This window comes from Cyanobium gracile UHCC 0281 (assembly GCF_034931305.1).
Taxonomy (GTDB): domain Bacteria; phylum Cyanobacteriota; class Cyanobacteriia; order PCC-6307; family Cyanobiaceae; genus Cyanobium; species Cyanobium gracile_A.
Genome location: NZ_JAYGHY010000048.1, coordinates 1 through 20,451, shown reverse-complemented (window position 1 = coordinate 20,451; position 20,451 = coordinate 1). Strand labels below are relative to the sequence as shown.

Annotated in this window: 18 protein-coding genes; 5 read left to right on the top strand and 13 right to left on the bottom strand. The window is 67.0% G+C overall.

Annotated features, from left to right (window positions below; all coding sequences use genetic code 11):
- Positions 1-2,001 (top strand): hypothetical protein (locus VB739_RS12565; protein ID WP_323357393.1); only part of this gene is annotated, 2,001 nt, incomplete at its 5' end.
- Between the two features lie 54 nt (positions 2,002-2,055).
- On the opposite strand, the gene VB739_RS12560 is transcribed toward VB739_RS12565, so the two are convergent.
- Genes VB739_RS12560 through VB739_RS12550 form a run of 3 tightly spaced genes read right to left on the bottom strand, consistent with a single transcriptional unit; the run spans position 2,056 to position 4,451 of the window.
- A complete protein-coding gene (locus VB739_RS12560; protein ID WP_323357392.1) occupies positions 2,056-2,862 on the bottom strand; it encodes a CPBP family intramembrane glutamic endopeptidase in 807 nt (268 codons plus the stop codon).
- Positions 2,863-3,195: an ATP-dependent Clp protease adapter ClpS gene (gene clpS, locus VB739_RS12555; RefSeq protein ID WP_323357391.1), complete on the bottom strand. Its 333-nt coding sequence runs from the start codon at positions 3,193-3,195 to the stop codon at positions 2,863-2,865.
- Positions 3,196-3,224: 29 nt separating this feature from the next.
- On the bottom strand, positions 3,225-4,451 hold the full coding sequence (locus tag VB739_RS12550) for an LL-diaminopimelate aminotransferase (RefSeq protein ID WP_323357390.1): 1,227 nt from the start codon (positions 4,449-4,451) through the stop codon (positions 3,225-3,227).
- Between the two features lie 93 nt (positions 4,452-4,544).
- Here VB739_RS12550 and VB739_RS12545 point away from each other — a divergent pair, with 93 nt between their 5' ends.
- The 3 genes from VB739_RS12545 to VB739_RS12535 all read left to right on the top strand — a co-directional run bounded on the left by VB739_RS12545 (position 4,545) and on the right by VB739_RS12535 (position 10,258).
- Positions 4,545-7,190: a TIGR03960 family B12-binding radical SAM protein gene (locus tag VB739_RS12545; RefSeq protein ID WP_323357389.1), complete on the top strand. Its 2,646-nt coding sequence runs from the start codon at positions 4,545-4,547 to the stop codon at positions 7,188-7,190.
- A 376-nt stretch (positions 7,191-7,566) separates the two neighbouring features.
- Entirely contained in the window at positions 7,567-9,585 is a 2,019-nt protein-coding gene (locus tag VB739_RS12540; protein WP_323357388.1) for an Rne/Rng family ribonuclease, read from the top strand.
- Entirely contained in the window at positions 9,533-10,258 is a 726-nt protein-coding gene (locus VB739_RS12535; RefSeq protein WP_323357387.1) for a ribonuclease HII, read from the top strand. The genes VB739_RS12540 and VB739_RS12535 overlap by 53 nt, the downstream gene beginning before the upstream one ends.
- Here the strand turns inward: VB739_RS12535 and VB739_RS12530 are convergent.
- Positions 10,197-10,709 carry a DUF1997 domain-containing protein gene (locus tag VB739_RS12530; protein ID WP_323357386.1) on the bottom strand — a complete coding sequence of 171 codons (513 nt, stop codon included), beginning with the start codon at positions 10,707-10,709 and terminating at the stop codon, positions 10,197-10,199. The two genes, VB739_RS12535 and VB739_RS12530, sit on opposite strands and share 62 nt — an antisense overlap.
- A 55-nt stretch (positions 10,710-10,764) precedes the next feature.
- On the opposite strand from VB739_RS12530, the gene pheA reads away from it, so the two are divergent.
- Positions 10,765-11,610, top strand: a complete 846-nt coding sequence (gene pheA / locus VB739_RS12525) for a prephenate dehydratase (protein WP_323357385.1) — start codon at positions 10,765-10,767, stop codon at positions 11,608-11,610.
- Here the strand turns inward: pheA and VB739_RS12520 are convergent.
- From VB739_RS12520 to VB739_RS12480, 9 genes are all read right to left on the bottom strand, one after another.
- Entirely contained in the window at positions 11,576-12,613 is a 1,038-nt protein-coding gene (locus VB739_RS12520; RefSeq protein ID WP_323357384.1) for a methyltransferase domain-containing protein, read from the bottom strand. The two genes, pheA and VB739_RS12520, sit on opposite strands and share 35 nt — an antisense overlap.
- A 3-nt stretch (positions 12,614-12,616) precedes the next feature.
- A complete protein-coding gene (locus VB739_RS12515; RefSeq protein WP_323357383.1) occupies positions 12,617-13,285 on the bottom strand; it encodes an LON peptidase substrate-binding domain-containing protein in 669 nt (222 codons plus the stop codon).
- 139 nt (positions 13,286-13,424) lie between these two features.
- Entirely contained in the window at positions 13,425-13,745 is a 321-nt protein-coding gene (gene rpsJ / locus VB739_RS12510) for a 30S ribosomal protein S10 (RefSeq protein WP_015109452.1), read from the bottom strand.
- Between the two features lie 131 nt (positions 13,746-13,876).
- On the bottom strand, positions 13,877-15,106 hold the full coding sequence (tuf, locus tag VB739_RS12505) for an elongation factor Tu (protein WP_323357382.1): 1,230 nt from the start codon (positions 15,104-15,106) through the stop codon (positions 13,877-13,879).
- Between the two features lie 42 nt (positions 15,107-15,148).
- A complete protein-coding gene (fusA, locus tag VB739_RS12500; RefSeq protein ID WP_323357381.1) occupies positions 15,149-17,224 on the bottom strand; it encodes an elongation factor G in 2,076 nt (691 codons plus the stop codon).
- A gap of 112 nt (positions 17,225-17,336) precedes the next feature.
- Positions 17,337-17,807 carry a 30S ribosomal protein S7 gene (gene rpsG / locus VB739_RS12495; RefSeq protein ID WP_216902484.1) on the bottom strand — a complete coding sequence of 157 codons (471 nt, stop codon included), beginning with the start codon at positions 17,805-17,807 and terminating at the stop codon, positions 17,337-17,339.
- A 64-nt stretch (positions 17,808-17,871) separates the two neighbouring features.
- Complete coding sequence (gene rpsL / locus VB739_RS12490) at positions 17,872-18,246, bottom strand: 30S ribosomal protein S12 (protein WP_015109448.1); 375 nt, start codon at positions 18,244-18,246, stop codon at positions 17,872-17,874.
- An 85-nt stretch (positions 18,247-18,331) separates the two neighbouring features.
- The gene (locus VB739_RS12485) at positions 18,332-18,667 is read right to left on the bottom strand and encodes an AIR synthase (RefSeq protein ID WP_323357380.1); all 336 of its coding nucleotides are present in this window, start codon (positions 18,665-18,667) and stop codon (positions 18,332-18,334) included.
- Positions 18,668-18,686: 19 nt separating this feature from the next.
- Positions 18,687-20,451, bottom strand: a 1,765-nt coding sequence (locus tag VB739_RS12480) for a phosphodiester glycosidase family protein (RefSeq protein ID WP_323357379.1), incomplete at its 5' end; no start/stop codon positions are given.

The window sequence follows — 20,451 nt, the reverse complement described above, 5'->3', positions numbered from 1 at the left end:
CTGTCCACCGGCCGGCTGCATACCTGGTCTGTCGACAGCCAGTGGAAGTACATCTCCTCCGGAGCGATTGTCAGTCCCACCAGCACGGCGGGCCAGCTGCTCCAGCAGCAGTTCATGGTCGATGCCACCGGCACGCCGCTGGCCAGCGAACCACCGACCACGAGCCCACCGCCGCCCATCAGCAGCAGCCTCCAGGTGCTGGATCCCAACGGCGTTGTTCAGCTGCTCCGCGATAGCAGCAGCGATCTGGTCACGGTCCAGATCAACGGGGTCGCCAGTCCTTTGCTTTTTAAGGGAGCCCAGGTCAAGGCCAGTCAGTTCAAGGGTTGGCAGATCCTTGCGGCCGAAACGGTCGGCAGCAACCAGAACCAGATTCTGTGGAAGGAACTGTCCACCGGCCGGCTGCATACCTGGTCTGTCGACAGCCAGTGGAAGTACATCTCCTCCGGAGCGATTGTCAGTCCCACCAGCACGGCGGGCCAGCTGCTCCAGCAGCAGTTCATGGTCGATGCCAGCGGCACGCCGCTGACCAGCCAGCCGCCGCCGCCGCCAGTTCCTACCGGCATCAAGATCATTGACCAGGCCTATCTGACGATCCGATCGGCCATCGGAGCGGCGGTCACAAATTCTGTGATCGAGCTCGGAGTTGGAACGTTTAATATCACCAAGTCGGATGCTGATCCTTCCGATCCGGCAGCCCAAGGAACGTCTCCTCCGACGTTGACAAGAACTTCCCTTTCCGGCATCAGCCTTAAGGGCACAGGCTCTCAGAGCACCACCATCATTGGTAATCCACGCATTTACACGCGTCAATCTGATGGGACGCCGCCGACGGCCTTCACGCTTGATGGTTTGACATTGCGCTATGAGGTCGGCGCCCAAGGATATATTCTTGCCCCTAGTAGAGGCAGCCTCCCGTATGATCCAATTAGGCCGACGATGGATGGTCTATCCATCATTGATGTGACTTTTGTGGGGCAGCACAAGGGGGGATTCAGTGGAACTTACATGGATATAAGTGGTGCCAGAGACATACTGTTTGATGGAATTTCCGTTGACCTTGATGGCCAATCTGGTTATGTATCCTCGACCGGAGAGGGTGGTGGATTCTTCCTATTTATGGAGGGTGGCCGTAACTTGCAGGTTCGGAACAGTGTGTTCTTAGAGGATGGCTATAGTTCCTCTTTGATCGCATTGTTTATGTCAGACGTGATCGTCGATTCCAATCAGTTCATTGGGGCAGGCCTTGCAAAACGCGAGGATGTTGGTGGCTCTGGAAGCAGCCCGCGGGGAGAGCGATTTTATAATGCTGGTGGCGAGTTTACAAATAATCAGCTAAGTGCAGGAGCTTTTTTGGACTATCTTTATATCGTATCTGACCAAGGGACCGTATGGCGGGACTATCTCGCCAAAGAAGGACCTGTCCCTGAGCTGACGACGAGGGTTGCCGGGAATACCTTTGATATCCTGGACGGTGGCTATGGAATCTTGATTCGCTCAGATCTACCACGTGAAAGTCTGCAGGGCTTTCTTGATGTTCAAGGCAATGTCTTTAATGATGGCATTGCGATCAGGAGTGAGCTCCAGGCGTCAGGGGCTCTAGTCTTTGGCGCCAACGTGGTGAACGGGGAGGCGTTTGATGGACTTTATATCGGAGGCCTGTTGGATGATGAGATTAATGCCTCTGGGGACATCGATTCCCGCAGCTGGATCAGCGGTGACCTCGGTAATGACACCCTCACTGGGGGTGCGATGGCCGACGCCTTTGTCTTCGCTACTGCGCCCAACAGCAGTTCAAACGTCGATACAATCTCGAATTTCTCGGTGGTCGACGGTGATAAGATCTGGATCGACAACAGTATTTTTACGAGCGGATTTGAGGGAATCACCCAGGTGGACAATGACTCGAATCTCGAACTTCATTTTTCTGGCACTCTCTTTGCGATCCTCTCAGGGCTGGGATCCAACCCCCTGACGGCCAGCGATTTCGTCGTGTTCTGAGTGCGCCGTAGCTGTGGATCCCTGACTGATTCTCCCGACGGATCACTTGGAAGCTCATTCTGCAGCGATCCACCAGCGTCTTCGCATCCAGATCAGAACCCCCAGCCCCAGCCAGCCCACCACCCCGCCGATCGGATTCGGGTGGTTTCCCCCCGGGCCTACCAGCCAGGCAGGCGCCTCAGCGGCCAGCTCCAGCAGGCCTCCCTGAAGGAGGAACCAGCCTCCTACCAGCCCTCCGTGCAAACCCACGGCGCCCCAAAGCACTCCGGAATCGGCGCGCCGCTGCAGGGCCAGGGCCAGCCCCAGCAGCGTCAGGCCGCCCAGCAGACCCACCGCTTCGGAGGGCCCCAGGTTGAAGCGGGTGTGCACCAGGCTGAACACCAGGGCCTGGCCCCACAGGGCTCGGCCCACTCCCAGGTGCTGCTCCAGTTCGCCCCAGAGCCAACCACGAAACAGCAGTTCCTCCGCAAATCCCACCCCCAGCAGCAGGGCCAGTCCGTTGAGCAGTTGGGCTGCGGTCAGCTCCCCCCGCCAGGTGGCCTGACCACTGACCACCAACGTTGCCGCCACCAGGACCAGCAGCAGGATCGCCTTGAGCAGCCCACGCAGGAATGCCCGTGAGAGCCGGGGCCAGGATGCCGTCACCCCGAGCCGGAGCCAGGGTCTGTCCTCTCCCCAAACCTTCCGGATCCTCAGGGGCAGGCTGAGCAGCAACAGCAACAGCGCCATCCCCGTGCCGATCAGGTCCAGCCGATCGCGGGGGATGCCTGGCGCCAGCAGCGCCATGGGCTGCACCAGGAGCCAGCCCAGGCCGTAGAGCACCGGCACGTAGAGCAGGGTGCCGATCCAGCGGGGGCGCACTCAGCTCTCCGGTTCGATCGTGCTGGTCAGGCCCTTGGCCTTGAGGGTTTCGCTGTAGAACTCGGCTGGCTCCAGATCGCAGACGATCACCAGTCCGACGCCGGTGTTATGGGCTTCCAGCATCACGGCGATGGCATCCTGCTCGCTCAGGGACGGCACCACCTGGCGCAGGGTGTTCACCACGTATTCCATGCTGTTCACCGGATCGTTGTGCAGCAGCACCTTGTAGCGGGGCGAGGTCTTGCGCACCCGCTCCGGCGCCTTCTCGATCACGGCGGCGCCTCCCGGGGATCGGGTGGGGGTTTCGGTCGCCGCCGGGGTGGTCATGGGCATGGCCGCTCCGGTCCTCATTGGGGCCAACTCTAAAGAGCCCGGATCCGGCGCATCGCCTCGTCGACATTGGCGCGGGAGTTGAACGCCGACAGGCGGACATAGCCTTCCCCGGCGGCCCCGAAGCCGCTGCCAGGCGTGCCCACCACATGGGCCTTGCCGAGCAGGTGATCGAAAAAGCCCCAGGAGTCCAGTCCGTCGGGGGTTTTGATCCACACATAGGGGGCCTGCTCGCCGCCGTAGACCTGCAGCCCGGCGGCCGCCAGTTCGCGGCGGATGATGGCCGCGTTCTCCATGTAGAAGCCAACCAGGGCGCGCACCTGCTCCTGGCCTTCCGGGGAGTACACCGCCTCGGCCCCCCGCTGCACGATGTAGCTCACCCCGTTGAACTTGGTGCTCTGGCGCCGGTTCCACAGACCCCACAGCTCCACGGCCTCGCCGCTGGCCGAGGTGCCCGTGAGCCCCCGGGGCACCACGGTCAAGGCGCAGCGGGTGCCGGTGAAGCCGGCGTTCTTGGAGAAGGAACGGAACTCGATCGCGCAGCGTCGCGCCCCTTCGATCTCGTAGATGGAGTGGGGCAGCTCAGGATCGGTGATGAACGCTTCGTAGGCGGCGTCGAACAGGATCAGGGCGTCGTGGGCCAGGGCGTAGTCCACCCATTGCTGCAGCTGATCCCGGGTGGCGACGGCGCCGGTGGGATTGTTGGGGAAGCAGAGGTAGATCAGGTCGACCGGCTGCTCGGGCAGCGGGGCGACGAAACCGTTGGCTGCGGTGATCGGCAGGTAGGTGAGTCCGCCATAGCGTCCGCCGTCGTCGGACTCGCCGGTGCGGCCCGCCATCACGTTGCTGTCCACGTACACCGGGTAGACCGGATCGGTGACGGCGATGCGGTTGCCGGCCCCGAGGATGTCGAGGATGTTGCTGCTGTCGCACTTGGAGCCGTCGGAGATGAAGATCTCCTCGGCGCTCACCTCGCAGCCGCGGGACTGGAAGTCGTGGCGGGCGATGGCCTCTCGCAGCCAGGCGTAGCCCTGTTCGGGCCCGTAGCCGTGGAAGCCCTCCCGGGTGCCCATGGCCTCGATCGCCTGCTTCATCGCCTCGCGGCAGGCCGCCGGCAGGGGTTCGGTGACGTCGCCGATGCCCAGGCGGATCACGGGAGCCTCGGGATGGGCCTCACTGAAGGCCTTGACGCGTCGGGCGATCTCGGGGAACAGATAGCCCGCCTTGAGCTTGAGATAGCTGTCGTTGACCTGAACCATGGGAGGGAAGCGGAAGGCGGAGCGGCTGGGCGTGGCGGCATCTTCCTATGGCGCGGTGCGGCCTGCCTACCATCGGTTTCCAGCCCGCAGGCCATGGCCTTGACCGTTGCGCCGATCGACTTCGCCGCGCTGGTGGACAGCAGCATCTCCCGCCCGGCCCGCTATCTGGGCAACGAGCGGGGGGTGGAGCCCCGCGACTGGTCGGCCGCCCGCGTGCACTGGGCCCTCACCTATCCGGAGGTCTACGAGGTCGGCGCCAGCAACCTCGGCCACGTGCTGCTCTATTCCATCCTCAACGCCGTCCCTGGCCAGCTCTGCGATCGCGCCTACCTGCCGGCGCCCGATCTGGCGGCCCGGCTGCGGCAGCGGAACGCGCCCCTGTTCGCGGTGGAAAGCCACCGGCCCCTGGCGGCTTTCGACATCCTTGGTTTCAGCCTCAGCTACGAACTCGGCGGCACCAACATTCTCGAGATGCTGGATCTGGCCGGCATCCCGATCCGCGCTGCCGACCGGGGCGACCTGCCCCTGGACGATCCGGCGGCACCGCCGCTGATCTTCGCCGGTGGGCCCACGGCCACCGGCAACCCCGAGCCCTTCGCGCCGTTCTTCGATTTTCTGGCCCTGGGCGACGGCGAGGAGCTGCTGCCCGAGATCGGCCTGGTGGTGGCCGAAGGCCGCGCCGCCGGCCTGGGCCGCCGGGCCCTGCTGCGGGATCTGGCCGAGGTGCCGGGGGTCTACGTCCCGTCCTTGTATGCGCCGGGGCCTGATGGGGTCAGCCTGTTGCCATTGGAACCCGGCCTGGCCCCCCGGATCCAGCGGCGCACCGCCACCCCCATGCCCCACTACGCCATGGGCCTGGTGCCCCACATCGAAACGGTCCACGACCGGCTCACCGTTGAGATCCGCCGCGGCTGCACCCGCGGCTGCCGCTTCTGCCAACCGGGAATGCTGACGCGCCCGGCCCGGGATGTGGAGCCCGAGGCGGTCATCGAGGCGGTGGAGGAGGGCATGCTCCGCACCGGCTACAGCGACTTCTCCCTGCTCTCCCTGAGCTGCAGCGATTACCTGTCCCTGCCGGCGGTGGGGGTGGAGCTGCGCAACCGGCTGGCGGAGCACAACGTCAGCCTCACCCTGCCCAGCCAGCGGGTCGACCGCTTCGACAACTCCATCGCCCACATCCTCGGCGGCACCCGCCGGGCCGGGCTCACCTTCGCCCCCGAAGCCGGCACCCAGCGCCTGCGCGACATCGTCAACAAGGGGCTCACGGATGCGGAACTGCTGCGCGGTCTCCGCACCGCCATGGAGAACGGCTACACCCGGGTGAAGCTCTATTTCATGATCGGTCTGCCGGGCGAAACCGACGCCGATGTGCTCGGCATCGTCGACACCTGCCGGGCGTTGCAGCAACAGTGCCGCGATCTGGGCCGGCTGCAGCTCAACCTGACGATCAGCAACTTCACCCCCAAGCCCCACACGCCGTTCCAGTGGCACAGCGTGTCAACGGCGGAGTTCCGGCGCCGGCAGCAGCTGCTGCGCGAGGCCCTGCGCCCGCTGCGGGGCATCAAAACGAACTACACCGACGTGCGCCTGTCGGCGGTGGAGGACTTCGTCGGCCGGGGGGACCGGCGGTTGGCGCCGGTGATCGAGGCGGCCTGGCGGGCGGGAGCCGGGCTGGACGCCTGGTTCGAATCGGCCGAGCGCACCCATGCCGCCTGGACCGGCGCCATCGAGGCGGCTGGCCTCGGGGGCTCCTACCGCGCCCTGGAGATGGGCGGCTGGAGCGCGGCGGAGGCCTTCGCCACCGGTGATCTCGAGACCTTCTGCCGCCAGCCCCTCCCCTGGGACCACATCGATTCCGGTGTTGACAAGGCCTGGCTGGCGGAGGACCTCCGCCGGGCCCTGGCGGCGACTGTGGTGCCGGATTGTTCCTTCGAGGGCTGCAGCAGCTGCGGCGTCTGCGGCCCTGAGCTGGGCCACAACGTGGTGATCCCACCGCCGCCGGTTCCGCCGCCGATCCCGCCACGGGCCCCGGCCAGCGAAAGGGTCTGCCGGCTGCGCTTCGGCTTCGCCAAGACCGGCTCCCTGGCCCTGATCAGCCACCTGGACACGCTGCGGCTGCTGGAGCGAGCCCTGCGGCGCAGCGGCCTGCCGGTGAGCTTCACGGGCGGATTCCACCCCCTGCCGCGGCTGCAGGTGGCGCTGCCCCTGCCCCTGGGGGTGGAGGGCCTGGGCGAGTGGCTCGACCTCGACTTCGCCGCCCCGATCGATCCGGAGACGGCCCGCCAGCGGCTCCAGGCGGAACTCAGTGCCGAGCTGACGCTGCACTCGGTGCAGGCGGTGCCCCTGGCGACCCCCGGCCTGGCCCAGCAGATCCGCGCCGCCCACTGGCGGATCGCCCTGCTGCCTTCGCCGGGTCAGCCGGCTCCGGTGCCGTCCCAGTGGTCGGCTGCCATGGGTGGGCTGCTGGAGGCCACCGCCCTGCCCTGGCAGGACCAGGACAAGAAGGGCCGCCCCCGCCAGCGGGACTGCCGCCCCTACCTGCTGGATCTTCGCTCGGCGCCGCTGGAGGCCCAGGCTCCGGGGCAGGCAGGGATGGTGCTGGATCTGGAGGCCGCCGTGGATCCCCAGGGCCGCAGCCTGCGGCCCGAACATCTGCGCCATTGGCTAGGCGAGTCGCTGGGCCTGCCCCTGATGCTGGGGGCGGTCCAGCGCCGAAGCCTCCTGCTGGACGCATGCTAAGTTCGCCCTAGACAGATACAGGAATCGCAGGGATCCTCCCCTTCGGCCTGATCTGCCCAGACGCTTCTGCAACAGGGATGCTTTCTAGAAGCTCCTCCGCGTAAGCGCGATTTAAGTCAACACTGCTTGGTTCGGTCTTCGTTGCTTCGCATCGGGAAGGGACTCCATCCTTTCCGCCACGCTGCCGGCCCGACGACGTCTTTTCCCCTCTCAGACCCCTGGTTTCAGGGATTTGTACCAGGCAATCAGCCGACTCCATGGTTACCGGAGTCCGGTCTGTTCCTCTCCAGTGGCTGCGCGACCGCCACGGTCGGCGTCCGATTCCTTCCCTCCACCTGCCCTTTGGCAGGGCTCCACTGAGCCCACCTCCTCTTCCATGCCCCAGCAGATCGTCATCGCTGAGCAGTTGCGGATCGCCGCAGTGCTCAACGACGAACGCGTCGATGAACTGATCGTCGCCCAGGGTCGCTATCAGATCGGCGACGTCTACCTCGGCACCGTTGAAAACGTGTTGCCCGGGATCGATGCAGCGTTCGTCAACATCGGAGAAAGCGAGAAGAATGGCTTCATCCACATCACCGACCTCGGGCCCCTGCGGCTGAGGAAGGGCGGTGCCGGCATCACCGAGCTGCTCGAGCCCAGACAGAAGGTGCTCGTCCAGGTGATGAAGGAGCCCACGGGCACCAAGGGTCCGCGCCTCACCGGCAACCTTTCCCTGCCAGGCCGCTTCCTGGTGCTGCAGCCCCACGGCCAGGGGGTCAACATCTCCCGGCGCATCAACGGAGAAAACGAGCGCAACCGGCTGCGGGCCCTTGGTGTGCTGATCAAGCCCCCCGGTGCCGGCCTGCTGATCCGCACCGAGGCCGAGGACGTCAGCGAAGACATGCTGATCGATGACCTTGAGGGTCTGCTGCGTCAGTGGGAGTCGATTCAGCAGGCGGCCGAGACGGCATCGCCGCCGGTGCTGCTCAACCGCGATGAGGACTTCATCCATCGGGTGCTGCGCGACCTCTACAGCCCTGAGGTGCTGCGGGTGGTGGTCGACAGCGCCGATGCGGTGGCGCGGGTCAATGCGTTCCTCGGCTCCGACCAGGCCAATCTCCTGGTGGAGCACCACGGCGAATCCACCGATATCCTGGAGCACTACCGGGTCAACGCGGCCATCCGCGATGCCCTCAAGCCCCGGGTTGACCTCCCCTCCGGCGGCTACGTGATCATCGAGCCCACCGAGGCCCTGACGGTCATCGACGTCAATTCCGGATCGTTCACCCGCTCGGCCAACGCCCGCGAGACGGTGCTGTGGACCAACTGCGAGGCGGCGGTGGAGATCGCCCGCCAGCTGAAGCTGCGCAACATCGGCGGCGTGGTGATCATCGACTTCATCGACATGGAGTCCCGGCGCGACCAGCTGCAGCTGCTCGAGCACTTCACCCAGGCCTCCCGCGACGACACGGCCCGTCCCCAGATTGCCCAGCTCACCGAACTCGGCCTGGTCGAGCTGACCCGCAAGCGCCAGGGTCAGAACATCTACGAACTGTTTGGCCGGGCCTGCCCCAGTTGTGGGGGCCTGGGCCATGTGGCCGTGCTTCCCGGTAAGGACACCCTCCAGCCTCTGGCCACGGTCTCCGGTCTGGTGCGCTCGGCGGCTTCGGCCCGGGCGGAAGTGGCCAGCCCCGCCAATGGCGGTGCTGAGGTCGGCGGCAGTGGTCGTCGTCGGCGCGGCGGTCGTGGCGGCCGCGGTTCCGATGGGGCTGAGGCCCCGGCGGCGAGTGGGTTCTCCGAGGGGGTTGGCAACGGTGCCGCCTCCGTGCCTGTCCCCCAGGAGACCCCCCCCTCCACCGATGCACCCCAGCGTCGCCAGGAGCCCGAAGTGCTGGCCGTGCCGATGGACGCGGAGCAGGAGCTGGTCTACGGCTGGATGGGCCTGAGTCCGGCGCTCTTGCTGGATCCGATCCCCACGGGGGAGAGCCTGATGGTGCGCGTCGTTCGCCCGGACGCTGATCCGGAGGCCGTGATCGAGGAAGCCCGCCAGCAGCTGGCCGCCAGCGGCTCCCGTCGCCGCCGGCGCGGCAGGAACGGCGAAGGCCGCAATGGTTCCGGCGAAGCCACGGAGGCTGCCGAGGTCTTCGACGCCCCCGAAGCCCCTGACGTCTCCGTCGCCTCAGAGGCCCCCGATCACCACGAGGTGATTCCCATCCTGGAGATCACCCCGGCACCGTTCGAATCCGAAGCCGTCGCCGAGCCCGCTGAGCTCGTCAGCGTGGCGCTGCCCAGCCGTCGTTCCCCTGGCAGGGCCTCACCGGTCGCGGCCCCGGTTCCGGTGGCCGCCTCGGCGGCCGCCGGTGAGGCCGGCGAACCGCGTCGTCGCCGGCGCCGTTCCTCTGCCTCGGACTGATCCGCACGGTCCGGACGCCCTCGGGAGCCCCGACGCTTCGGTCTGGGGAGGGCTCGATCCTTCCTCCTGCGCCGGGGTCGACGAAGTCGGCCGGGGCAGCCTGTTCGGGCCTGTGTTCGCGGCGGCCGTGGTGCTGCCGGCGGCGGCCCTCGGTCCCCTGGTGGCGGCGGGTCTGAACGACAGCAAGACCCTCTCTGCCAGACGCCGGCAGGCCCTGGTTCCCCTGCTGCGGCAGCACGCGCTGGCCTGGGCCCTGGGGCAGGCCAGCGCCAGCGAAATCGACCGCTGGGGACTGCGTCTGGCCACCGAATGGGCGATGCTGCGGGCGTTGCAACGGCTGCCCCGCCCGCCCCTGCTGCTGCTGGTGGATGGGGTGCTGCCCCTGAGGCCGTGGCCCGGACCCCAGACCACCCTGGTGCGGGGTGATGGCCGTTGCGCGGCGATCGCCGCCGCCAGCGTGCTGGCCAAGCAGGAACGGGATGCCCTGCTGGCTCGTCTGGCCCTGCGCCATCCCGGCTACGGACTGGAGCGCCATGCCGGCTATGGGACGCGCCAGCATCGGGAGGCGATCCTGCGGCTGGGTCCCAGCCCCCTGCACCGCCGCAGCTTTCTCAGCTCGATCGGCACCAGCGCTGGAAGTCCCCCAGCAGCTGGTGACTCACCCGGGTCCTGATGCCCAGCAGGATGCCGCCGAGCACCGAGCGGCCGGTGGCCTCCAGCACCTTGGGGGGGATCAGTTGCAGGAGGGTGGGGCGGCTCACCGTCACCGAGAGGCTGGCTTCGCCGGTGAGGCCGCCGTCGGCCGCGGCAAGCCAGGAGCAGAGGCCAAGGCGGAAATCCTCCACCAGTCCCAGCCCCTCGAGCTGGCAGTCGAGGGCCTCCAGCTCCAGCCGCCCGTTGCGGCGCACGACCTGCAGCTCCACCACGGGCTGGATCCGGAGCTGGAACACCTTCACCTGGCTCACCGTGTAGCGGTAGCGGCCCGGGCCGAGGGGTTCGAGCTGCTTCGGGTCGAGCAGGGCCTGCACCACCCGCTGCTCGTCGTCCAGGTAGGCGGGCAGACGGTCCGCTTCACTGACCACAGGAAGGTCAAGTTGCTGGCTGGCGCTGAAGGCCAGAGACATGGCCTGCGGGCCGGCAGGCCATGATCCTACCGATCACCTCAGAGCGCCCCCCGCCATGCGTCTTGCCTTTCTCGGTCCCGTCGGCACCTACGGCGAGCAGGCGGCGCAGCGACTGGCGGGCCTGGAGGGCCTGGAGGGCGTCGAGTTCGTGCCCCAGCAGGGCATCCGCGTCGTGATCCGGGCCCTGGCCGACGGGGATTGCGACCTGGCGGTGGTGCCGGTGGAGAACTCCGTCGAAGGCGGTGTCACCAGCTGTCTGGACGCCCTTTGGGAGCACCCGGACCTGGCGGTGGCCCGGGCCCTGGTGTTGCCCATCCGCCATGCCCTGGTGGGCAGTGGTCCGCTGGAGGGGATCAGTGAGGTGCTCTCCCACCCCCAGGCTCTGGCCCAGTGCAGCCTGTGGCTGGGGGAACAGCTGCCCCAGGCTCTGCAGCTGCCCACCAGCTCCACCGCAGAGGCGGCGCGATTGGTGCGGGGCAGCCGCTTCCGGGGCGCCATCGCCTCGGTGGAGGCGGCCGCCGAGCATGGCCTGCAGGTGCTGGCCTACCCGATCAACGACGTACCCGGCAACTGCACCCGCTTTCTGTTGCTCCGGCGCGGGGAACGCTCCCAACGGGGTCCCTACGCCAGCGTGGCGTTCTCGCTCCACTCCAACCGCCCCGGGGCCCTGCTGGAGTCGCTGGGCTGTTTCGCCCGGCAGGGGCTGAACATGAGCCGCATTGAGTCGCGCCCCTCCAAGCGGGAAATGGGCGAGTACATCTTCTTCGTCGATCTCGAGCTTCCTGAGGGCGCCGCCCCGCTGGAGGGGGCCATCGCCGATCTGACCCCCCTCTGTGAGCATCTGGCCCTGTTCGGCGCCTACCCCCTCAGCAACCTTGCCGTCGAAGAGAAGGCGCCCTGAGCTCCGGGGCTTGGTCACCATCGTTGGGCGGCAAGGGGCCGCGGAAGACGCCGAACTGCATAAGACCGGTGCGGAAGGCCCAGTCCATCAACAGCAGCGTCGGGGTTTCCCGCAGGCCCTGAACCACGGCCCGCGGACCCAGACCCAGCACTGCCCCGGGGCGGCGCACCCCCTCAACGATGGAATCCACCCATGAAGGCAGGGTGGCCGCGGTCCAGTCGGCGGTGCTGATCGGCAGGCCGCGGTTCCAGGGGCTGGTCTCCAGGTTTCGCCTCAGGGACGGAATGCTGGCGAACTCGGGATGGGCCCACTGGTCGAGCAGCTGGCGCATCACCCAGCGCTCCAGGCGGTTCATGGGGGCGACGGCCGGATCGCGGCGGTTCCAGTCGGCCACCGCCAGGCAGCCCCCCGGCCGCAGCACACGCAGCATCTCGTCGGCGTAGCGTTGCTTGTCGGGCATGTGGGGGCCGGCCTCCACACTCCAGACCGCGTCGAAGCCCGCGTCAGGACTCCCGTCCGGCAGATCCAGGGCCAGGGCATCCATGACGGCGAAGCGGCAGTCCGGCAGATCGGCCGGGGTGAGCTCCCGTGCCCGGGCGATCTGGGCCGGACTGATGCTGATGCCCAGCACCTTGAAGCCGTAGTCCCGGGCCAGGATCCTGGCGCTGCCGCCGATGCCGCAGCCCACATCCAGCACCCGGCTGCCGGGGGGCAGACGGTCGAGGCCGCTCCAGCGGGCCAGCTCATGCACGAAGGCGGCCTTGGCGGCCCGGAAATCCCGCGGTTCGGGAGGATCGCCGTAGTGCCCCAGATGCACGTGCTCGCCCCACAGACGCTCCAGCAGCCGGTCGTCCGTCCAGCGGTCGTAGGCGGCGGCCACGCTGGCCGCTGACAAGTAGGCCCTTGAGCGGCGCTGCCAGAGCAGGGCCACCAGGACCGCAACAAGAACACCCCCCGTCACCAGGAAGGGCAGCAGGACGCCGCCCGGAAATAGGCTCGCCATGGTTCAGGCCTCGTTGTCGTCGTCGCCGAGGCTGGAGAAGGTGTCCTTGAGGACGGTGCGGGCCGCCAGTTGCCGCCGGGTCTGATCCAGCAGTTCGTATTCCTGGCGCAGCCGTTCCCCGGTGTCGGTGATTTCCAGCAGGGCCTGCTGGTGATCGGCCACCGGCCCACCGAGATGGGCGCCGATCCAGAAGGAGAGTTCCCGCGGCAGATCGGGCAGGTCGGCGGGCAGCGACGAGGGCTTGCCGATCAGCTTGCCGGTGAGATCGACGACGTCCCTCAGGGCCCGGGTGACCGTGCTGGTGAGCGTCTCGAGCTCCTCATGGCTTTCGCTCACGGTGTCTTCGATCCAGCTGACCATGCCCACCCGGAAGGGCGTATCGCGCACGATGTCGAGGACCCGGAAGCGCTGCTGGCCCATCGTGACGATGTTGCTGCGGTCGTCGTCCTGCACCTGGCAGTGGAGGATCTCGGCGCAGCAGCCCACGTCCGCCATGCGTTTGCTCTGGGGGTCCCAGCGAACCACGCCGAAGCGCCGATCCTCCGACATCGCCGTGCGCAGCATCATGCGATAACGCGGCTCAAAGATGTGAAGCGGCAACACCTCCTGGGGGAAGAGCACCACATCAGGCAGGGGGAACAGGGGCAATTCCCTGACGGCCAGATCAGTCACGCGCGGATGTTGCCGCTGGCGGCAGGGGGAAAGGGGCGATCGGGGGTCGGCAGCGAAAGGATCAACCAGAACATCTCAAGTTTGAATCGATCCTAGAAACACCGACCCGCCCGGCGAAGGCCGCAGGGCCCCGTCACCATCAGAGCTTGACCTCGATGTCCACACCACTGGGCAGGTCGAGCTTCATCAGGGCGTCGATGGTCTTGGAACTGGGGCTGTAAATGTCGATGATCCGGCGGTGGGTGCGGGTCTCGAAGTGCTCACGGGAATCCTTGTCGACGTGAGGCGAGCGCAGCACGCAGTAGATCTTGCGCTTGGTGGGCAGGGGGATCGGACCGATCGCCGTGGCAGCGGTGTGATCGGCAGTTTCGATGATTTTTTCGCAGGAGAGATCCAGCATGCGGCGATCGAAGGCCTTCAGGCGGATGCGGATCTTCTGCTGGGGGATGGAAGCGGTCATCGGAAGGGAAGCGCGGGCGAAGGGCGGCGGCGGTGCCGCTGAAACGGATTGTCGAGGTGCACCGGGAACCGGTGGTTCCGAAAAGGGGAGCTTCTCTCAGGAGAGGCTCCCCCCAAAAGGCTAGATCAGCCTCACAGAACGATCTTGGAGACCACGCCGGCACCGATGGTGCGGCCGCCCTCGCGGATGGCGAAGCGCATGCCCTGCTCGATGGCGACCGGGCAGATCAGCTCGGCGCTCATCTTGATGCGGTCGCCGGGCATCACCATCTCCACGTTGGTGCCGTCATCGGCGGTGAAGGCGGTGATCTGGCCGGTCACGTCGGTGGTGCGGATGTAGAACTGCGGGCGGTAGCCGGCGAAGAAGGGGGTGTGACGGCCGCCCTCTTCCTTCTTGAGCACGTAGACCTCACCTTCGAACTTGGTGTGGGGCTTGATGGAGTTGGGCTTCACCAGCACCATGCCACGCTCGATGTCCTCTTTCTGGACGCCGCGCAGCAGCAGACCGACGTTGTCGCCGGCCATGCCCTCGTCGAGCAGCTTGCGGAACATCTCCACGCCGGTGACGGTGGTTTCCCGCGTGTCGCGGATACCAACGATCTGAACGGTTTCGCCCACTTTCACCTTGCCGCGCTCGATACGGCCGGTGGCGACGGTGCCGCGGCCGGTGATCGAGAAGACGTCTTCGACGGCCATCAGGAAGGGCTTGTCGATCTCACGCTCGGGCTCAGGGATGGCCTCGTCGACCGCATCCATGAGGTCGAGGATCTTGTCGACCCACTCATCTTCGCCACGCACGGCCTTCTTGCCGGTCTGGATGTACTCGAGGGCCTTGAGGGCGGAGCCGGCGATCACGGGGATGTCGTCGCCAGGGAAGTCGTAGCTGCTGAGCAGTTCGCGCATCTCCAGTTCGACGAGCTCGAGGATCTCCTCGTCGTCGACCATGTCCTTCTTGTTCAGGAACACCACCAGCGCGGGCACGCCCACCTGCTTGGCCAGAAGGATGTGCTCCTTCGTCTGTGCCATGGGGCCGTCGGTGGCGGCGACCACCAGGATGGCGCCGTCCATCTGGGCGGCACCGGTGATCATGTTCTTGACGTAGTCAGCGTGGCCCGGGCAGTCGACGTGGGCGTAGTGACGCTTGTTGGTCTCGTACTCGACGTGGGCTGTGTTGATCGTGATCCCCCGCTCCTTCTCTTCAGGGGCGCCGTCGATCTCGTCGTAGGCCTGGGCCTTGGCCATGCCCTGGGACGCCAGCACGTTGGTGATGGCGGCGGTGAGGGTGGTCTTGCCGTGGTCAACGTGACCGATGGTGCCGATGTTGACGTGAGGCTTGTTCCTCTCGAACTTCTCGCGTGCCATGGAAGGAAAGAATCGGGGGGGTGGGTTGGATGGAAAGAAAGATCAGGAATTGCCCTGATTCTTGGAGATGATGGCTTCCGCCACATTGCGAGGAACTTCCTCGTAATGGCTGAACTCCATCGAGAAGATACCCCGACCCTGGGTCATGGATCGGAGCTGGGTGGCGTAGCCGAACATTTCGGCCAGAGGCACTTTGGACTGGACTTTGGACTGTCCGTTGTCGACGGACTGTCCTTCGACCTGGCCGCGGCGGGAGGAAAGGTCGCCGATGACCGAACCGAGGTAATCCTCGGGGACCTCGACCTCAACCTTCATCATCGGCTCAAGAAGTACGGGATTGCACTTCTTGACGCCATCTTTGAAGGCCAAGGAACCGGCGATCTTGAACGCCATCTCCGAAGAGTCGACGTCGTGATAAGAGCCGTCCACCATGGTGACCCGGACATCGATCATGGGGAAACCGGCAATCACACCGGACTGGCAGGTTTCCTTCATGCCGGCTTCCGCCGGACCGATGTACTCCTTGGGAACGATGCCGCCAACAATCTTGTTGACGAACTCGAACCCTGAACCCGGCTCGCCGGGCTGCATTTCGATCACCACATGGCCGTACTGGCCCTTGCCTCCCGTCTGGCGGGCGAACTTGCCCTCACCCTTGGCACTGCCGCGGATGGTTTCCCGGTAGGACACCTGGGGGGCACCGATGTTGGCCTCCACCTTGAACTCCCGCAGCATGCGGTCGACCAGGATCTCCAGGTGTAGTTCGCCCATGCCGGCGATCACGGTCTGGTTGGTTTCCGGATCGGTGGAGACCCGGAAGGTGGGATCTTCCTCGGAGAGGGACTGCAGGGCCTTGCCGAGTTTTTCCATGTCGCCCTTGGTCTTGGGCTCCACGGCCACGGAGATCACTGGTTCGGGGATGAACAGGGATTCCAGAATGATCGGATCGGAGTCGACGCAGAGGGTGTCGCCCGTGGTGGTGTCCTTGAGGCCGAGAACGGCGCCCAGGTCGCCAGCCCGCAGTTCGTCCACCTCCTCGCGCTCATCGGCCTTGAGCAGGATCAGGCGGGAGATGCGCTCTTTTTTGTCCTTGGTGGAGTTGAGCACGTAGCTGCCCTTCTGCAGCACGCCGCTGTACATGCGGACGAAGGTGAGCTTGCCGTAGGGGTCGGCCATGACCTTGAAGGCCAGGGCACTGAAGGGAGCGCTGTCGTCACAGGCACGGGTGGCTTCGCTGCCGTCGGCCAGGAGGCCATGGATCGGCGGCACATCAACGGGGGCGGGCAGGTAGTCGACCACCGCATCGAGCACCAGCTGGACGCCCTTGTTCTTGAAGGCGGAGCCGCAGAGAATCGGCACCATGCCGTGTTGCAGCACCCCGAGGCGGATGCCACGCATCAGCTGCTCCTGGGTGAGCTCACCGTTCTCGAGGAAGGCTTCGATCAGCTCTTCGTCGGTTTCGGCCACCGACTCCATGAGCTTCTGGCGCCACTCGGCAGCCTCGTCCTGCATGTCGGCGGGAATCTCCTCTTCGAGAATGTCGGTGCCGAGATCATTGGTGTAGATGATCGCCTTGTTTCGCACCAGATCGATGATGCCTTTGAGGTCACCCTCGGCACCGATCGGCAGCTGGATCGGCACGGCGTTGGCCTTGAGGCGATCCTTGATCTGGTCGTAGACCTTCAGGAAGTTGGCGCCGGTCCGGTCCATCTTGTTGACAAACACGATCCGGGGCACGTTGTAGCGATCGGCCTGGCGCCAGACGGTTTCCGACTGGGGCTGCACGCCACCGACGGCACAGAACACGGCGACGACACCGTCGAGCACCCGCATCGAGCGTTCCACTTCGATCGTGAAATCGACGTGGCCAGGGGTGTCGATGATGTTGATCCGGTTGTCCTTCCAGCTGGTGGAGATGGCGGCGGCGGTGATGGTGATCCCCCGCTCGCGCTCCTGCTCCATCCAGTCGGTGACGGCGGCGCCATCGTGCACCTCGCCCATCTTGTGGACCACGCCGGAATAAAACAGAATCCGTTCGGTCGTGGTGGTCTTGCCCGCGTCGATGTGAGCGGCGATACCGATATTTCTGACGCGTTCCAGGGGGTAGGCGCGGGCCACGGGAAAGTTCTCCGGGGGTGGGTCGACGAAAAGCGGGCGTAATTTTACAGACCGGGGTTGGTTCGATCTGCAGGAACCGGATCAGCCCAGGGATCCGGCCCCTAGGGGCGGCTCAGTAGCGGTAGTGGGCGAAGGCCTTGTTGGCTTCGGCCATCTTGTGGGTCTCCTCCCGCTTGCGGACGGCACTGCCGGCTTCATTGGCCGCGTCCATCAGCTCACCGGCCAGCTTCTGGGCCATGCTCCTGCCGTTGCGGGCCCGGGAGAAGTTGACCAGCCAGCGCAGCGCCATGGCGGTGCCCCGCTCCTGACGCACTTCCATCGGCACCTGGTAGGTGGCGCCACCGACCCGCCGGGCCCGCACTTCCACCAGGGGGGTGGCGTTGCGGACCGCCGTCTCGAACAGCTCGAGCGGATCGGCGCCGGTGCGCTCGTTGATCAGGGTGAAGGCATCGGACAGGATGCGCTGGGCCGTGGACTTCTTGCCGTGCTTCATCAGCCGGGCCACGATCATCGAGGCCAGGCGGCTGTTGAACTGAGGGTCCGGGAGAACCGGGCGTTTCTCGGCGGCGTTGCGGCGGGACATGGAACGGAGGGAGAAAAAGCGGGAGAGGGCTGGTCCGGCCGCGAAGAGCCGGGGGAACGAAAGCTCAGGCCTTCGGTGTCTTGGCGCCGTACTTGGAGCGGGACTGCCGCCGATCCTTGACCCCGGAGGTGTCGAGGGTGCCGCGGATGATGTGGTAGCGGACACCGGGCAGGTCCTTGACGCGGCCGCCGCGGATCAGAACCACCGAGTGCTCCTGAAGGTTGTGGCCGATGCCGGGGATGTAGGCCGTCACCTCAAACCCGGAGGTGAGGCGCACACGGGCCACCTTGCGCAGCGCCGAGTTGGGCTTCTTCGGGGTGGAGGTGTACACCCGGGTGCAGACGCCACGCCGCTCAGGGCAGGCGCGCAGGGCGGGCGACTTCGTCTTGCGGGTGAGACGCTGCCGCTCGGTGCGGATCAGCTGCTGAATAGTGGGCATCGAAGGCCGGGGTGCTGCTCGGTGTGGACGGGTCGGTTGTCCGACCGTTTCGACAATCCGACACCTTACTTCGTCGCCGTCCCCCTCAGGTCTGGCGGCTGAAGGCGGCCCCGCAGGCACAGGTGCTCACGCCCGGCCCGGGACGCACCAGAAACCCGCCGCCGCTGAGGTCGCCCCGATAGTCGAGCTGCAGGCCCTGCAGCAGCGGCAGCTGCCCAGCGGGGGAATAGAGGGTGATGCCGTCGGCCCTGGCCACGGGGGTGCCGGCCAGGTGGCCCGGGCACAACCGGATCGCCCAGGCTTCGCAGGCACCCTCCAGCAGCTCCAGGTGCATCAGCCCCGGGGTGCCCGCCACGGCCGCCTGGCGGCACAGCTCGGCGGCGGCGGCGGGGGTGAGGCGAAGGCTGTGGCCCCGGGGCACGGTGGAGTGGCGACTGGGTTCAGTTTGCCAGCCGCTGGCTGGTGGGGCTCAGGCCGGCGGCCGCTGCGCCGCCCCCGACCGGCACGAGCCCCAGACCGTTGTGAACCGAGCCGGCCACACCCCGGCCCTTGACCCGGTGGCTGCCGCCCATCACCAGGCCCGTGGAACTGCCGCCGTCGAGGTTGAGCGCATCCACCAGTCCCATTTGCTTCAGTACCCAGGCGGTCTCGGCCAGTGTGGGCCCGCCGCCGCCCCCGGCGGCCTGCAGTGTCACCAGCCACAGCAGGCGGCCATCGCTGCCCACCACGGTGCGCGGGGCTCCCTGGCGCAGGAAGGCGGCACCGAATCCCTCAGCGCTGCCGTTCAGAACAACCCGGCCGTTCTGGAGCAGCAGCGGTCCGCCTCCCATCACGGAGGTGGCGTTGCCCACCGGATCGCTCGGCCGGCTCTCGATTCGCAGCCGGTCTCCCTCGTTCCAGGGCAGGATCGCCCCCGCACGGGCCACCACCAGGGTGTCCTCCGGCCGCAGCGGCACCCCCGCCGCCAGCTCGGTGCCGCTGATCCGTCGCTGAACCTGGCCCCCGCTGAGCAGCAGCCCTGTCTCGGAGCCGGTCAGGGCCTGATAGAGCCGGCCCCATTCGGCCGTGTAGCGGCTGAGGCCCCGCTGGGCGTAGCCGCTGTTCACGGTCAGCAGGGGCCAGCGCTGACCGCGGTCATCGCTGATCCATTCGTCCAGCCGCAGGCGCCCGAAGCGCGGCAGGCTGCGCGGCTCCCAGCCCACCACGCCGCGGTTGAGGATCGGACCGGACAGCCAGCGGCCTTGATCCTTCAGGGCGCCGAGGGGAAGCCGGCGCACCCGGTTGAAGTAGCCGCCGTTGATGGCCACCAGGGCGTCCTGGCGCTGGGCCAGGGCGGTCAGCGAGCTGAGCCCCGCCATCCCGTCGGGACGGCTGAGGGTCCGCAGTTCCAGGGGGCTGCTGCGCGGATCGATCCTGACGGCATTGATCTGGATCCTGGTTCCCCCCACGGCGCGCACCTGCTGGTCCCAGCGCAGCTGGGGCCCCAACAGCGCCAGCAGCCGCGGATCGATCGGCGCCGGAGCCGTCGGTGGCGTTGCTGCCGTGCCGGTGGTGCCGCTCTGGGGCAGGTCGATGACCACCCGGGCGGGCTCCCCCAGGGTGAACAGGCGCAGGGGGGCGGTGCCGCCCGGGACGCTCAGGGTCAGGTTCGCTCCATCGGCACCGCTGCGCAGGCCCCGGGCGGTGAGCTGGGCCAGCTGGTCGGCCCGGCTGAGCAGGGCCAGCTGGATGCCGCCGTCGCTGCTGCGCACCAGGGTGGGGCCATCAAGGTCAAGCACCACCCGCCGGAAGCCGGCTTGCTCGGAGCTGCGCACCTGAAGCAGGCGGGGAGCCGGCAGGCGCAGATCCAGCAGCTCGCCGCGACGTTCCACCGCCACACCGACGTTCTGAAAGATCGCTGCCACGTCGACGGCCACCTCATCCGCCAGTGAGCGCTGCTGGCTGGCGGGCACCACCAGCTCCCGCCCGAACCATTCCAGGGCCAGGCCCCCGTCGGGGCTCGACCGGCTGCTGAAGCCCAGCTGGCCTTCCAGCACCTCCAGGGGCAGCCAGAGCGCCCGGGGCTGGCGCGGGTCATCGCCGTCCCAACGCCAGGCGGCCTGCTGAGGGCGGCCGTTGAGCGCCAGACGGGTGCCGCCGACCTCCGCCGCAGGGGCCAGCCGCACCGGCCCGGGCCGGCTCCGGCGCGGGGGTGCGACGTCCGGC

Excerpts from the sequence above, each read along its gene's own strand:
- rpsL (WP_015109448.1), bottom strand. The coding sequence starts at position 18,246 with ATGCCCACTATTCAGCAGCTGATCCGCACCGAGCGGCAGCGTCTCACC.
- VB739_RS12540 (WP_323357388.1), top strand. The coding sequence starts at position 7,567 with ATGCCCCAGCAGATCGTCATCGCTGAGCAGTTGCGGATCGCCGCAGTG.
- clpS (WP_323357391.1), bottom strand. The coding sequence starts at position 3,195 with ATGCCCATGACCACCCCGGCGGCGACCGAAACCCCCACCCGATCCCCG.
- rpsG (WP_216902484.1), bottom strand. The coding sequence starts at position 17,807 with ATGTCCCGCCGCAACGCCGCCGAGAAACGCCCGGTTCTCCCGGACCCT.
- VB739_RS12550 (WP_323357390.1), bottom strand. The coding sequence starts at position 4,451 with ATGGTTCAGGTCAACGACAGCTATCTCAAGCTCAAGGCGGGCTATCTG.
- VB739_RS12530 (WP_323357386.1), bottom strand. The coding sequence starts at position 10,709 with ATGTCTCTGGCCTTCAGCGCCAGCCAGCAACTTGACCTTCCTGTGGTC.
- rpsJ (WP_015109452.1), bottom strand. The coding sequence starts at position 13,745 with ATGACCGCTTCCATCCCCCAGCAGAAGATCCGCATCCGCCTGAAGGCC.
- VB739_RS12545 (WP_323357389.1), top strand. The coding sequence starts at position 4,545 with ATGGCCTTGACCGTTGCGCCGATCGACTTCGCCGCGCTGGTGGACAGC.
- tuf (WP_323357382.1), bottom strand. The coding sequence starts at position 15,106 with ATGGCACGCGAGAAGTTCGAGAGGAACAAGCCTCACGTCAACATCGGC.
- pheA (WP_323357385.1), top strand. The coding sequence starts at position 10,765 with ATGCGTCTTGCCTTTCTCGGTCCCGTCGGCACCTACGGCGAGCAGGCG.
- VB739_RS12520 (WP_323357384.1), bottom strand. The coding sequence starts at position 12,613 with ATGGCGAGCCTATTTCCGGGCGGCGTCCTGCTGCCCTTCCTGGTGACG.